The organism is Candidatus Thiodiazotropha sp. AKIB8, from assembly GCF_058244675.1.
Genome location: NZ_JBSYOO010000039.1, coordinates 120,819 through 133,906, shown reverse-complemented (window position 1 = coordinate 133,906; position 13,088 = coordinate 120,819). Strand labels below are relative to the sequence as shown.

Below are 13,088 nucleotides of genomic sequence, written 5' to 3'. Positions count from 1 at the left end.
GCATGAGTTTTGGGTAACCGAGGCGCTATGATCCGCCTGCACTGTACCAAGAAGCTGCTGGCCAAGCTGCCTTTACACGAAAACGACGCACAGGGAAGTGTTAGTGTCACGGAAGGCAGGATGCCGGGAGTGACCGGACGACTGAAAAGCAAACAGTCAAGCCCCTACGCCGTCAATGATGCCCCCGAAACCCTGCTCAGCGGCTGGCATGCCAACCTGCTTCTGCTGCAGCGTCGGCAATGCGTATTGTTCGTCCACGACACCACACGCTTTCCGGTATTCGTCCCGGCGCTGAAAAAGGCGGATTTCGCTGAACTGGATTACTGGTTTACCGATGGCTTCATGAACACCCTGCTCAAAACGGGGGCGGACAACGACCTCATGCAACGCGCCCATGCGGCGCTGGGACCGCTGATCTGCGACAACGACTGCAACCGCTCTGTGCAGGGCAGCCTTAACCAGATGGGGCAGGATATCGGCTTTCACATTGATTATGACGGCCTGTCAGTCGCCGATATAACAGGTTACCGTATCAGCGCCTGGCTGGCTGACAGGCCCTGTACGGCCAAGGGGGTAAAGGAGTGCATCTGGCCGATAGAGGCGATGCATGCGCTATTGAAAAAGCAGGGAGATCTACATGATTGAAACCGAACACCAAAAGGCCTAGATGGATACGGATTCAGATGTCCGGAATTTCCGGATATCTCGACACATGGGGCAACTTGTAAGAGATGCTTACAAGTTTACTTTGGTCTCCAATACAATCCTGCCATCCTGAAACCCCGGATCACTGGCAGGCCTGATTTTAAAAATGTGAGCGATAATTCGATAACTCGTAACGTGCTGTAAGAGCATATTACGTAGGATGTGGTGAGGAACGAACCGCATCATTGATGTTTGTGAACCACCTTACGCTGTTGTTGATGCGGTTCGCACAGCTCACCACATCCTACGCAATTACAAATTTTATGGTGTGGTGGATAGGGCTGGTAGAATGGTGGGATGTGTGCTTTGTCGCATCATTGATGTTTGTGAACCACCTTACGCTGTTGTTGATGCGGTTCGCACAGCTCACCACATCCTTCGCAATTACGAAATTTATGGCGTGGTGAATGGGGCTGGTTGAATGGTGGGGCGTGTGAATGATGTTTGTTAATCACGGTGCTCTGTGGTTGATGCGGTTCGTGCCTCACCACATCCTACGTTTGTGAGGCGGAATTTGAAAACAGGGAATGTTGATGACGGATTATCGACGACCGTGGGTTGAAGGTGGTACCTATTTCTTTACGGTTAATCTTGCTGAGCGGCCGGAGAATCGTCTGTTGGTGGATAATGTGGCGTTGCTACGTAATGTGTTTCGAAAGGTAAAACAGGCTCATCCATTCGAAATTGATGCCATCGTTGTTTTACCGGAACATCTGCATTGCATCTGGACATTACCAGCAGATGACTCGAATTATGCGTTGCGTTGGGGTTTAATCAAAGCGGGTTTTTCTCGATTACTACCAGCTAACGAGAGGCGAACTGAAAGCCGCATTAAACGAGGTGAACGCGGGGTCTGGCAACGCCGCTATTGGGAACACTTGATACGTGACGAACAGGACTTTAACAAGCACATGGATTACATTCACTGGAATCCGGTAAAGCATGGATGGGTAACGCAAGTGAGGGACTGGCCATATTCAAGTTTTCATGGCTGTGTAGAGCGGGGTCTTTATCCAGCGGATTGGGCAGGTTCTGCGGAAGAGGTGGTAGAGGTCGGAGAATGGGCTTGATGTGCCCCTTTGATGTGGAGGCTGATACCAACTTGTAACGTGCTGTAAGAGCATATTACGTAGGATGTGGTGAGCTTTGCGAATCGCATCATTGATGTTTGTGAACCACCACACTCGTTATTGATGCGGTTCACACAGCTCACCACATCAGAAAAGATATGACCTATAAAACATGGGTAGTCCAAGCAGGACGGGGTGTCTGCTGATCACATTACTGCTGTGCGAACAGAAAGTACTGCAAGAACTAATGCTCTACCTCAGCCTCTACTTCAGGACACACCGTCAGTATTACTAAGAACTGCTCAATAATGTGCGCCTGATCGGGGACTGGGAAGCCTGCCTCGACTTCTTCGCAGAGGCGGCTATAGTCACTGCCAACCAGACAGTGGAAGAGGGTGGGTTTAGCCGGAAATTCAGGGTATTGAATAGATTGAGGCAGGATAGACGGCTGATTTTGTGTATCCTGCTCTCAGTTTATTGCAATGATATGTAGTGGTGTTACGGTTATCTTTCCTATGCTTTTACCTCTTCGCTATTGTCGTACTACAGCTTGAATTGTGTCACCAGGGCTTTCAGCTTTACACCAAGGTCAGATAACTCCTCACTCTTCCCTGCTGTTTTACTACTGCCCTCAGCTGCGGCTTCAGATACTTCAGATATGCGCACAACACTACGATCAATCTCTTCGGTTACTGTGGTGTGCTCTTCAGATGCTGTTGCAATCTGAGTATTCATATCCATGATAGTGGTCACTGATTGAACGATATTGTTCAATGCATCTCCAGCGCGCCCAGCTGTCTCTACGGTCTGTTTGGCAGCCGTAAGACCGCCACCCATCACTTGCGCTGCATTGCGAGTACCACTCTGAAGGTTTTCAATAATGCTGTGAATTTCGCTGGTTGAATCCTGGGTGCGTTTAGCCAGAGTGCGGACTTCATCAGCCACCACTGCAAAACCCCGTCCCTGTTCACCGGCACGAGCCGCTTCGATCGCAGCATTCAACGCTAACAGGTTCGTTTGATCGGCGATTCCACGAATTACATCAAGCACAGATCCAATCGACTCGCTATCGGTCTCCAGTCGATTGATGACCTCTGCTGCATTGGTTACTTCAGCAGCCATCGAATCAATGGCATTTACTGTGTCGTTCATCGCCTCCTTGCCTTCTGCTGCTTCATTGTTCGCCTCCCTTGCTGCTGATGCGGCGGAGTCTGCGCTATGCGCTATCTCCTTCACTGTTGCAGCCATCTCAGTGATGGCCGTGGCGACCTGTTGCGTCTCAACACGCTGCTTGTTGACACTTTCACTATTCTGCTGAGCAAGTCCCGTTAGGGTCGTAGTGGCGCTATTCAGATCGTTCATTGAATTGCTGGTCTGAATCAATGTGTGTTGAATCTTACTGACGAACTGATTGAATGCGCTGGCCACCTGGTTAATCTCATCATTACCCTTTTCAGGTAGACGTTGAGTCAGGTCGCCTTCACCCGCAGCGATATCCTGCATGGTCACCTTCAAATTATTAATCGGAAGGATGATTCGATAAACGAAGAAGATACATAGGGCAGTCAATATCAAGATGCCGATTACTGTCATGGTGCCAATTTGTGTCCAGATTAAACTCGCTGCACTCGACTCAATCGTCTCTTTGGCTGCCAAGTTAGACTTAGCGCTCTGTTCATTAACTAACGCAAAATTGGTTTGTAGCTGATTGGTGACCGAATCAGCTACCCCGTTCATTGCTTTCGTTACTTTGATTCCGCTGTCTTCAATCAGTTTGCCAAACCTGTTATGCATCTCTTCCATGCGCTGGTTTACCTCTTCCATGGTCACCCCAAGTCGAACAATTCCCAGCTTTTTGCCTTCGAAATTGACTGGACGTGTAATCTCTTTGATATTGCTATCTGCACTGGAAGCGGATAACAGTTTGTCCATTGGAGTACGTCCTTCACCCTTGCCAATAAGCGCTTTGACTATTGGGTTTTTCCTATTTACATATCGTGTCAGTGGGCGTTTTCCATCTGCACGAAGAAACAGTGCATAGACGACCTTGGGGTTTTTATTGGCCACTTTAACGTAGTCAACCAGAGTAGAATATTTCTTGCCAAGGATCGCCTCTGCAGACACCGCAGTAAGCATGTCTGCGAGCGCCTCCGCTGTCTCGATCAGAGACTCGTTCATGACAGTTTCGGTAGTCTTGAGCTCACCTTGCATGCTATTGGTTAGATAATCGGCTAATAATTTACTGGTCTGATTACCGGTTGTTGCAACTGAAGTTGATACTTGTTTCAGATTTTGGTCAAGTGTTTGGTCTATCTCTTGTTGTCCAACTTGTAGACTATTCCCTACCTCCCTGTTAAGTGAATCAAAGCCATGAACAGTCAGATAAATAGAGACAGCAGACAATATCAGCACACCAAATGTGATAGCTCCGATCATAAGTTGGAATAGTTTTCCGCTGGCGTATTGCATAATGGTTGTTGTCTTCATTTGAATTCACTCTCTACCCACCCCTGCTACAGAGATTGTTAACAGGGGTATCTTTTCCTCGGGGTCAATAGTTAAAACTATTGATAAGCACCCACCTTAAGCAATTTTTGTAGATCTTCTACCTCTGTGTAGTCCAGAGGTGCAGTCCAACCTACGATTTTTGCACTCTTCGCCGCTTTGGCATCGCTTTTGATGGCGGTCAGTGCGTCTGCAACCTTGCTGGCTACCTCATCGGGCGTATCTGATACTTTTGCAAATGGCCATTCAGGGTAGAGAGCGGTACTTACAACAAAAGGGAAACCGGAGTGTGTTTTTGCTGAGATAATCTTAAATTCAGATAGATCGACGTCACCTGCTGAGGTCATCCGCTCCAGAGTATCGGTACGCACAGTGCCAGCATCCACTTCCCCATTTTGCACTGCAAACACCACATTATCGTGCTTTCCGCCAAACTGTAGGCTGGCAAAATCCTTCATAGGATCTACGCCTTGATCGAGCAGCTCTTTATAAGCCATCTGCCAGCCACCAAAGGAGCTCTCTTTCACTGCCATGAAGTTTTTACCTTTGATATCAGCGACACTATTGATGTCATCGCGATCGATATAGGTGAGAATTACACCGCCAAAGGATTTAAGTGCTTCGCCCTGGCGAGAGTTAACCATCGTGGCAATGGCTTTGGCGCCATATTTAACTTTGGCGGTAACAAACATGGATGAGTTCACCAGAAAGAAATCAACTTCCTTATTTTCAATGGCAGGAAATACTTCATCAAAATCAAGAGGTACAATGGTGAAGCTATCTCCAGCAACTTTCTGGTTCATATATTCTGCGGTGTCTCCCCATTTTTTCATGGCTTTTGCGACACCTCTTTTAGCTAATACTCCGATTTTATACTCATCAGCAAAAGCAGTATTAGTTATCAATAAAATACTGGAAAGTAGGGCAATTGAGGTGATTGTCAGTAAGCGTTTCATTATTTTAACTCCCATTTGGCATATTTTTATTCCAGTGATACCACGATCAACTTTACTAGCAATACTGCATGCTAAATCCGTGAATAACCAAGATATGTATTAGGTTATTGCTTGGTTACTAGCAGATTGAGTGTAGAGCATCAGTTTTTTTAAAAATGATCCATGCATCTCTGTTCAAAAGTTAGTGTCGGCATGATAAAGAAAAACTGTAATATGTAAGTGATTGATCTACCTTGTCGATTAAGGTTGGTATCGACTTCGGTGATCTAATGCAACAACCTCTACTTCATTCCATATAAACCATGAATACGGTTAGTGAAGATGTCACGCTGTCCCGTTAACTTTCGAAGCAAAACCATCTGATTGATATCAGCCTGGTGAATTTCGATTTCTAAGAATGAGTCAGTAGTTGATTTAATAGAGTGAAATTTACTATTACCAGGTAAATCAAAGGGTTAGTAGAAGTTGGCTCCTCGCATGTAAAGGTTGCCAGATCTGAGAATAGTTTCTTTCGAATTGCTCTTGACTGAGTTTTCATCGCTCTTCTTACAAAAGAGTCTCTAAATATCTTCAATACTACTCAGAGAAGGGCGATATCAGTTGAAATCTGCCGTCAATGATCCCATATTCCTCAAAGAAAATAATCTTTAGTAGGGAACTACAGATATGATGAGAATTGCACTCTTTCTCGGTACCAATCTGGCCATTCTGGCCTTGATCAGTATTACATTCAGGCTACTTGGGATCGACGGGCTACTGATGCAGAATGGCGTTGATCTCGATATCAATGCGCTACTGATCTACTCTGCGGTAATCGGTTTTTCCGGATCTTTCATCTCCCTCTTTATATCCAAATGGATGGCAAAACGGAGTATGAAGGTGCAAGTGATTGAGCAGCCATCCAGTGAAATAGAGAGATGGTTGGTTTCCACTGTTACTTCTCAGGCGCAAAGGGCGGGTATTGGCATGCCGGAAGTGGGGGTTTTCGATCATGCCTCTCCCAATGCATTTGCAACGGGTTGGAACAAGAATAACGCACTGGTAGCGGTTAGCACCGGCCTGATGCAACAGATGAGCCGAGATGAGGTCGAGGCGGTATTGGCTCATGAAGTCAGTCATGTTGCCAACGGTGATATGGTGACAATGTCCCTGATTCAAGGTGTCATCAATACCTTTGTCGTCTTTCTTTCTCGAATCATTGGGCACACTGTAGACAGAGTGGTGTTTAAAACTGAGCGAGGATATGGGCCTGCATTCTACATCGTATCGATGATTGCTGAGTTTGTTCTTGGCATCTTAGCGATGACCATTGTGATGTGGTTCTCCCGCTGGCGGGAGTTCCGAGCTGATCAAGGTGGTGCTGATCTGGCAGGTAGAGGAAAGATGATAGCTGCCCTGAGGAGATTGCAACAGGCGCATCAACCGGAGGAGCTACCCGAAGAGATGGCAGCATTTGCGATCAGTGCAGGTAAGGTGCAGAAGATGTTCGCAAGTCATCCCCCTTTGGAGGATCGAATCAAAGCTTTGGAATCACTCTGAATGGTCAGAGGATTTTTTATTTAATAAACAAGTAACCAAATACCGGATATATTTTAGGTGATCTACCGTGAATGCCCTGGTGAATGGGTTTAAAACTGCATCTCAATCGGATCAGGCTGTAAAGCGCTGTCTCTTATACCTGATCTGCTCGACCTCGTCGGCAACAGCCCGTAAGTTTTCTATTGCTTCCTGGGGGGGGACTTCCATCAGTTTTCTACTCTCTGGAAATTGCTGATCTATTTGCTCAATGGCTTCAAAACTGTTCATAGGGCTGGTATAGCTATCTGGTTTAATGATGTTTAACCACTCAGCCTCGATGAATGATAGATGTTCATCTGAAAGTCCACGATTGGTATGCAGGTGGAAGTGGATTTTCTTATTATCTTTTTTTAACTCCTCCAGGAATGCGAGCCAGTCAGCCAGTGGTTTTATCGACCATATTTTTGCATGACCGAAGTCGAAGCAGAAGTGCAGATAGTCGAACTGATTTTCAACGATCAACCTGAATGTCTGTTTGTATAGATCGAGATCGTGGTAGGTGTTTTCAAGGTAGATAGGAAAATGGTACTCACGACAGATGCTATTTAGCAGGCTCAGCTGTTTGAATAGTTTTTCCTGAAGGTCAGGCTGATACTGTTCCCGACGGGGAAGTGGAAATGCCGACAAGTGGTTTATCCCATAATCAGCGCCCCATTTGAGAGAGAGTTCAATCTGACGTCTCAAATGAGGCGTTGTGTCATACTCATTGAGGGCAAAGACGTTCAATCTGCGATGATCGAGATGTGTGTTTAGCGGTATATTTTTGTCGGGTAATGACTGCTCTATCAAGTCGTGACTGGAGGGGTCATTAAAATAGAGCCCAATCTCAAAGGGGCGTAGTTCTTGCTGACACCGAGCTAGCAGGGGCTCGATTTCATCTCGCCGCCGATCCACGACTTTGAACCCTATTGACCTTATTCGAGTCTCATTTTCCATGGACCTCAGTCTAAGGGGTATCTGTTACATTGACGTTAAAGTACGCCTTGAATAGAGGATAAATAGAAGGGACACACACTGCTACCCGGATTAGTTGAACCCGATAAGGACTACACCCATAAAAGTGCAGTTAAATCCGCACATAAAAAACGGCAAGCATAACTGCTCGCCGTTTTTTATTGAAACTTCGTTGTAAAGCGACTAAACGTGGATATTAGTGCTTACCAGCGACCGCCACCGCCGCCACCAGAACTACGCTTTGGCTTCTCTTGCGCTTCGTTGATTCTCAAACTACGTCCTTGAAAATCTTTACCATTCAGTTCTGAAATGGCACGCTCGGCATCAGCCTGACCCATTTCTACAAAAGCAAAACCGCGTGAACGACGGGTTTCCCGATCCAGGATCAGGTTTGCAGATTGCACCTCACCGATATCGGTAAACAGTTCCCGAATATCATCTTCTGTGGCAGACCAGGCCAGATTGCCAACATACAATTTAGTCATCGATTTACATTCCTAACAGAGAATTGATCTTGTTCAGGGTCTGACGGTCCCATGTGTAAACCTGCCAGACAGACCATGAACTCTAAAGCCTTGGCTCTACGCCTCGCTCGTTAGCTTGGAAACGGAGGATGCCGATTCTCGACCTGATATGTCTCAAATGAGGAGCGGGTATGGGTCAGTTTCTTAGCCAATACAGAATGATACCCATGTAAATTATAATATGCCAATGCTTTCCGTAGAATATTTACCCTGAATGATTCAGATTTATAAGTGTTTCTGATGTTTCCAGTGGCTTTGTTAAGAATATATGACAGTATTTTGATTAAAATCTTCTTAATCAGCGTGTTATTAAACATATACGTGCATTGGATCAAGCTGGAAAGTGGTAAGGTATAGAGCAAATCTATTGGTAATATATTGAATTGCTGCGGCGCACAATTCGGTTGGTTTAAAGAGCTAATGATTCGAATGCGGTTCATTTTCATATATTTGTTGATCAGTGGTGGGGCAATTGCAGATGAAATGTCTCCGGGACTGGTCGATCTGAGTGAGTGCCAGGTTAATAAATACCACCTTGAACCGAATCAACGCACTGACGCCTTGGAAATATTGTTGACAGAGATAGAAAATCTGGTGAAGAGTCGACCTGGTGAGGCGTCGCCTTTGGTCTGGCAAGACGCTAGTTGAAAGTAATAAATCAGGTATCGATTGATGCGTATTTTGTTAGCTGAAGATGATCAGTATTTAGGTGAAGGACTCAGTTTGGGGTTAAGACAACTGGGACACACGGTGGATTGGGTAGCCGATGGCTCTGCAGCGGAGCAGGCACTATTCAGTGAGAACATAGATGCTTTGATTTTAGATTTGGGACTGCCTAAGCAGGATGGTTTGGCAGTGCTGAAGAAATTGCGCGCCAAGGGAGATGATCTTCCAGTACTTGTTCTAACTGCTCGAGATACGATCAATGATCGCATTAGTGGGTTGGATATGGGGGCTGATGACTATGTAGTAAAGCCATTTGATCTAATGGAGGTGGATGCCCGGCTACGTGCGATTTGCCGCCGTAGGGAAGGGCGGTCAGCTCCAGTGATTACTTTTGCTGATATTACTCTGGATCCTGCATCGCGTAGCTTAGTCAAGAACGGAGAGGAGATTCAGCTGGGTGCAAGTGAGTTCGCAATTTTGGAGTCGCTGTTAACCCATCAGGGACGAATCATGTCTCGGCAAGCGCTTGAAGAGTCCCTCTATGGATGGGACGAAGGTGTAGAGAGCAACGCTATTGAAGTCTATATTCACCACCTGCGTAAAAAGCTGGGAAAAGATCTGATAAAGACTATTCGTGGCGTAGGTTACATGATTCAGAAACAGAATTAGAAAAAAAGGGTATCAGTTATTCAATGAACTTCTCTTCAATTAGAAAGCGACTTTTAGTCGGCCTGATTTCGACCATTATCATCTTGTTGTTAGTTTCCGCTTTTTTTGTCTATCGCGCCGCTTCTAGTGAAGTGGAAGAGATCTATGATGCAACTTTGGCACAGGAGGCGAGGATTCTAGCGACTCTGATGATTCACGAGGTTGAAGAGGATTCTGAAAGAAAAGAGAAGTTGCAGAAAATTGTTTTCGAACTGGGTGAGGAGACCATAAGAAAATCACCAATTTTTATGCAAATTTTACAGGAGTATCTAAACACTGAAAGTGAGAAGGACTATTTAACCCTAGTCCCTAGGAATAGCATCAAAGGGCATAGATATGAATCAAAAATAGCTTTTTTGATAAAAGGCACTAATGGAAAAACCTATCTACGTTCCAATCTTCCAGCATCTTTCAATGAATTCGAAAAAGAGTACAACAATTTCATCATTAACGGTAAAGCGTGGCGTATGTTTGGCCTCACTGAGCCAAGTGCCCAATTCAATGTGCTGGTCGGTGAGTTATTGGAAGTACGTCAGGAAACTGTTTCAGAGATAGTTTTTAACAGTCTTTGGCCAATACTCATTTCATTACCTGCAATTGGTCTATTCATTTGGATCGTAGTTGGTGGAGGTCTCAAGCCGCTGAAAGATATCGCTGCTAAAGTTGAGAACAGGGATCCTAATTCACTAGAGTCAATCTCCACTGAAGATGTGCCTGATGAGGTTATTCCCATGGTAGAGTCGTTGAATCGTCTCTTTCTTCGGGTGGACTCTACGCTGGAAAATGAGCGGCGGTTTACAGCTGATGCTGCCCATGAACTTAGAACACCACTAGCAGCGTTGAAAACACTGGCTCAGGCAAAATCACTAACAGAAGGGCATAACCATGCAGGATTTCTGGATCAGGTTATTAGAGGTGTTGACCGGGCTACTCACCTTCTCGAACAACTCTTGACCCTGGCAAGGATGGACAGTCAGTCATTAGATGAGTCCCATATCCAGAAGGTTGATATTCACCAGGAAACGATCAATATTCTTTCATCGATAGCGGCCTTAGCAGTTGATAAAGATATTGAGATCTCTTTTGATGGACCCAGTGAATCTGTCATGGTGTCTGGCTACTCACCAGCGATACAGATCCTGTTGAGGAATCTCATCGATAACGCGATACGCTATACACCTAAAAATGGTGAGGTTAGTGTTAAACTGACTCAGCTTGATAATGGAGTGAAGATTATTGTTGAAGACACAGGGCCAGGTATACCGGCAGAGCAGCAAGAAGGTATATACCAGCGCTTTAGGCGGGGAGAGGATATAAATAATACACAAGGTAGCGGTTTAGGGTTGGCTATTGTCAAACGCATTATCGAGCTTCATAACGCAACTATAGAGATGCACAACAGGAAAGAGAGTGGTCTGAGAATTTCAGTGCTTTTCCCGAAAAATTCAAATCAGTAAACGCCCGATAGCAGTTGATCTCTATTGCTTATTGCACGTGGCCTTGACCTGATCCAGCAATTGATCGAGATAACTCAATCGTTTCACAGAGATATTTACCTTCTCCTCCAATTCTTTGTCTTCGTCGCCGCCATCGATCAGATGAAAGGTATCCTCAAAAAAGAAAACAAAAAAACTGTCAAGGAAATGGATTTCGCGATTGGTATCCATGATCAAATTATCTATTCCGAACAGATCGATGACTCTGGGATTATCAGATTTACGCCAGGCTTGAGCCGCCTTGACGAATCTGGAAAGTTGAATACGAGCTTTCGGATTGGCACAGAGTAATTTTATAGCTTCTTCTTCATTCTGTTGATTGGCAATGTTAAACCAGATATTGATAGCCTTGGCGAGCACTAAAACACTAGGGCGACCATTGATTTTTGAGACCACAAACAGGGCGTCAGGGATGATTTCGTCTAGGGTCTCTTTGAGTTGGCGGTAGTGGCGGGCCAGTAATTTTGTCTCTCTTTCTGAATAGTCAGTATATGGCCATTTTATAACGAATTCGGTATAGCTGTTCTCTATTTCTCCATCTACTAACTGTTCATGACGCTTGCTGCTTCGCCAAACTTCACAGTGACTGCCTATGGTTGAAACCAGTGTCGCGCGGAATCGGCTGTGATCCAGGCAGGCGATATCCACTACCATCTGATCAGAATCTTTACCACTTGGATCAGGCATGCCAAAACACCGTAAAAAGCCTATTCAAAACATGAAATATCTGGAGCAATCATCTCACTTACTTTGAAGTCAGGCCTTTCATGGGGATGAACTGCTTTATGCTCAGCTGTCAATAAATCGAGGCAGATTGTCGACTCACTATGAAACAGCGCAACTGACTTTTGACGAACAAAGAACCAGAGATGTGTAGATTGTGTTAGTTCGATGACAATTGCAAGTCAGAGTGTTCACTGGCTTCCTCTCTCGCTTCTATATTTTGTTGTTTGAGGTATTGAATAATGCGTCTATCCAGCCAATATTCAGGATGCCACGGTATGTTGCCTTGAATAAAACCAACATGTCCTCCCTGAGGTGAAAGCTCCAGCGTGATGCCAGGGCCTAACTCATCTGCTTTGGGTGAATCTTCAGAGAGTGTGAAGGGATCATCCTCAGCATGGATTATTAATGTTGGGGTGACGACCTTTTTCAGGTGGAATCCTGAACTGCATCGGTGGTAGTAGTCATCTGCATCTCTAAAGCCATTAAGTTGAGAGGTGATTTTGTTGTCGAAATCATAGATGGTGTGAATTTTAGATGTATCGACACTATCACTGATGTTGTTAATCCGGCATTTTCTCTGATAGCTTCTCAACAATTTCCCCAGTAAATATCGACCATAGATCCTGGAAAGCCCCGTTTCAAGGCGTCGCGCGGCATGTGCCAGATTAAAAGGGACGGATATGGCAATAGCTGCCTGGATACCACTCTGATTTCCACTCTCGGCCAGGTATTTCAAGAGCAGATTTCCACCCAGGGAAAAGCCGATCACTGCTTTGGGTTGTTGGTTCCTGAGTTGCAGCTTCTCCAGTATCTCCTTCAAATCCTCTGTGGCGCCAGAATGGTAACTGCGAGCAAGCCGATTCGGTTCTTCACTGCATCCTCGCAGGTGCATGAACAGGGTACTGAAGCCTGCCTGTTTCAAGGCTTTCAGCAGTGGGGTAACGTAGTGGGAGCTCAATGACCCCTCCAGGCCGTGAATGACCATCACCAGAGGGCCCTTGGAACCATGCCACGAGAGGTCAATAAAATCCCCATCACTGAGTTCGATGCGTTCCTGACGAAAATTCAAATCTACCCTGGTTCTGAATAAGCTAGGCCAGATGGTCTGTAGATGTGGGGAGTTTAGCCACCAGGCGGGCTTGAATGAACTATTTATCAGATATGCCATAAATCCACATTTTTCTAATCTACGGGTGATTC

At 45.5% G+C, this 13,088-nt stretch carries 12 protein-coding genes; 6 read left to right on the top strand and 6 right to left on the bottom strand.

Features of this window, described 5'->3' with window-relative positions; genetic code table 11:
* Positions 1-27: 27 nt before the first annotated feature.
* Together AC4IFB_RS12545 and AC4IFB_RS12540 are read left to right on the top strand one after the other, a co-directional pair.
* Positions 28-645, top strand: coding sequence for a DUF6933 domain-containing protein (locus tag AC4IFB_RS12545; protein ID WP_490780342.1), 618 nt, complete (start codon positions 28-30; stop codon positions 643-645).
* A 593-nt stretch (positions 646-1,238) separates the two neighbouring features.
* Positions 1,239-1,775 carry an REP-associated tyrosine transposase gene (locus AC4IFB_RS12540; protein ID WP_490780341.1) on the top strand — a complete coding sequence of 179 codons (537 nt, stop codon included), beginning with the start codon at positions 1,239-1,241 and terminating at the stop codon, positions 1,773-1,775.
* 543 nt (positions 1,776-2,318) lie between these two features.
* Here AC4IFB_RS12540 and AC4IFB_RS12535 read toward each other — a convergent pair.
* Together AC4IFB_RS12535 and AC4IFB_RS12530 are read right to left on the bottom strand one after the other, a co-directional pair.
* A complete protein-coding gene (locus AC4IFB_RS12535) occupies positions 2,319-4,262 on the bottom strand; it encodes a methyl-accepting chemotaxis protein (protein ID WP_490780340.1) in 1,944 nt (647 codons plus the stop codon).
* Between the two features lie 77 nt (positions 4,263-4,339).
* The gene (locus AC4IFB_RS12530; protein WP_490776245.1) at positions 4,340-5,236 is read right to left on the bottom strand and encodes a phosphate/phosphite/phosphonate ABC transporter substrate-binding protein; all 897 of its coding nucleotides are present in this window, start codon (positions 5,234-5,236) and stop codon (positions 4,340-4,342) included.
* Between the two features lie 666 nt (positions 5,237-5,902).
* Here AC4IFB_RS12530 and htpX point away from each other — a divergent pair.
* Entirely contained in the window at positions 5,903-6,775 is an 873-nt protein-coding gene (gene htpX, locus AC4IFB_RS12525) for a protease HtpX (protein WP_490776244.1), read from the top strand.
* 111 nt (positions 6,776-6,886) lie between these two features.
* Here the strand turns inward: htpX and AC4IFB_RS12520 are convergent, their stop codons facing one another.
* Entirely contained in the window at positions 6,887-7,708 is an 822-nt protein-coding gene (locus AC4IFB_RS12520; RefSeq protein WP_490780339.1) for a hypothetical protein, read from the bottom strand.
* Positions 7,709-7,971: 263 nt separating this feature from the next.
* Complete coding sequence (gene rbp, locus AC4IFB_RS12515; protein WP_490776242.1) at positions 7,972-8,253, bottom strand: RNA-binding regulator; 282 nt, start codon at positions 8,251-8,253, stop codon at positions 7,972-7,974.
* Positions 8,254-8,775: 522 nt separating this feature from the next.
* Between rbp and AC4IFB_RS12510 the strand changes: the two genes are divergently transcribed.
* From AC4IFB_RS12510 to AC4IFB_RS12500, 3 genes are read left to right on the top strand one after another with little or no spacing between them, the layout of a single operon-like run.
* Positions 8,776-8,940, top strand: a complete 165-nt coding sequence (locus AC4IFB_RS12510; RefSeq protein WP_490780338.1) for a hypothetical protein — start codon at positions 8,776-8,778, stop codon at positions 8,938-8,940.
* Positions 8,941-8,964: 24 nt separating this feature from the next.
* Positions 8,965-9,627, top strand: coding sequence for a response regulator (locus tag AC4IFB_RS12505; RefSeq protein ID WP_490780337.1), 663 nt, complete (start codon positions 8,965-8,967; stop codon positions 9,625-9,627).
* 23 nt (positions 9,628-9,650) lie between these two features.
* Positions 9,651-11,123, top strand: coding sequence for an ATP-binding protein (locus AC4IFB_RS12500; protein ID WP_490780336.1), 1,473 nt, complete (start codon positions 9,651-9,653; stop codon positions 11,121-11,123).
* Positions 11,124-11,144: 21 nt separating this feature from the next.
* On the opposite strand, the gene AC4IFB_RS12495 is transcribed toward AC4IFB_RS12500, so the two are convergent.
* A complete protein-coding gene (locus AC4IFB_RS12495) occupies positions 11,145-11,849 on the bottom strand; it encodes a hypothetical protein (protein ID WP_490780335.1) in 705 nt (234 codons plus the stop codon).
* Positions 11,850-12,045: 196 nt separating this feature from the next.
* Complete coding sequence (locus AC4IFB_RS12490; protein ID WP_490780334.1) at positions 12,046-13,056, bottom strand: hydrolase; 1,011 nt, start codon at positions 13,054-13,056, stop codon at positions 12,046-12,048.
* Between the last annotated feature and the right edge of the window lie 32 nt (positions 13,057-13,088).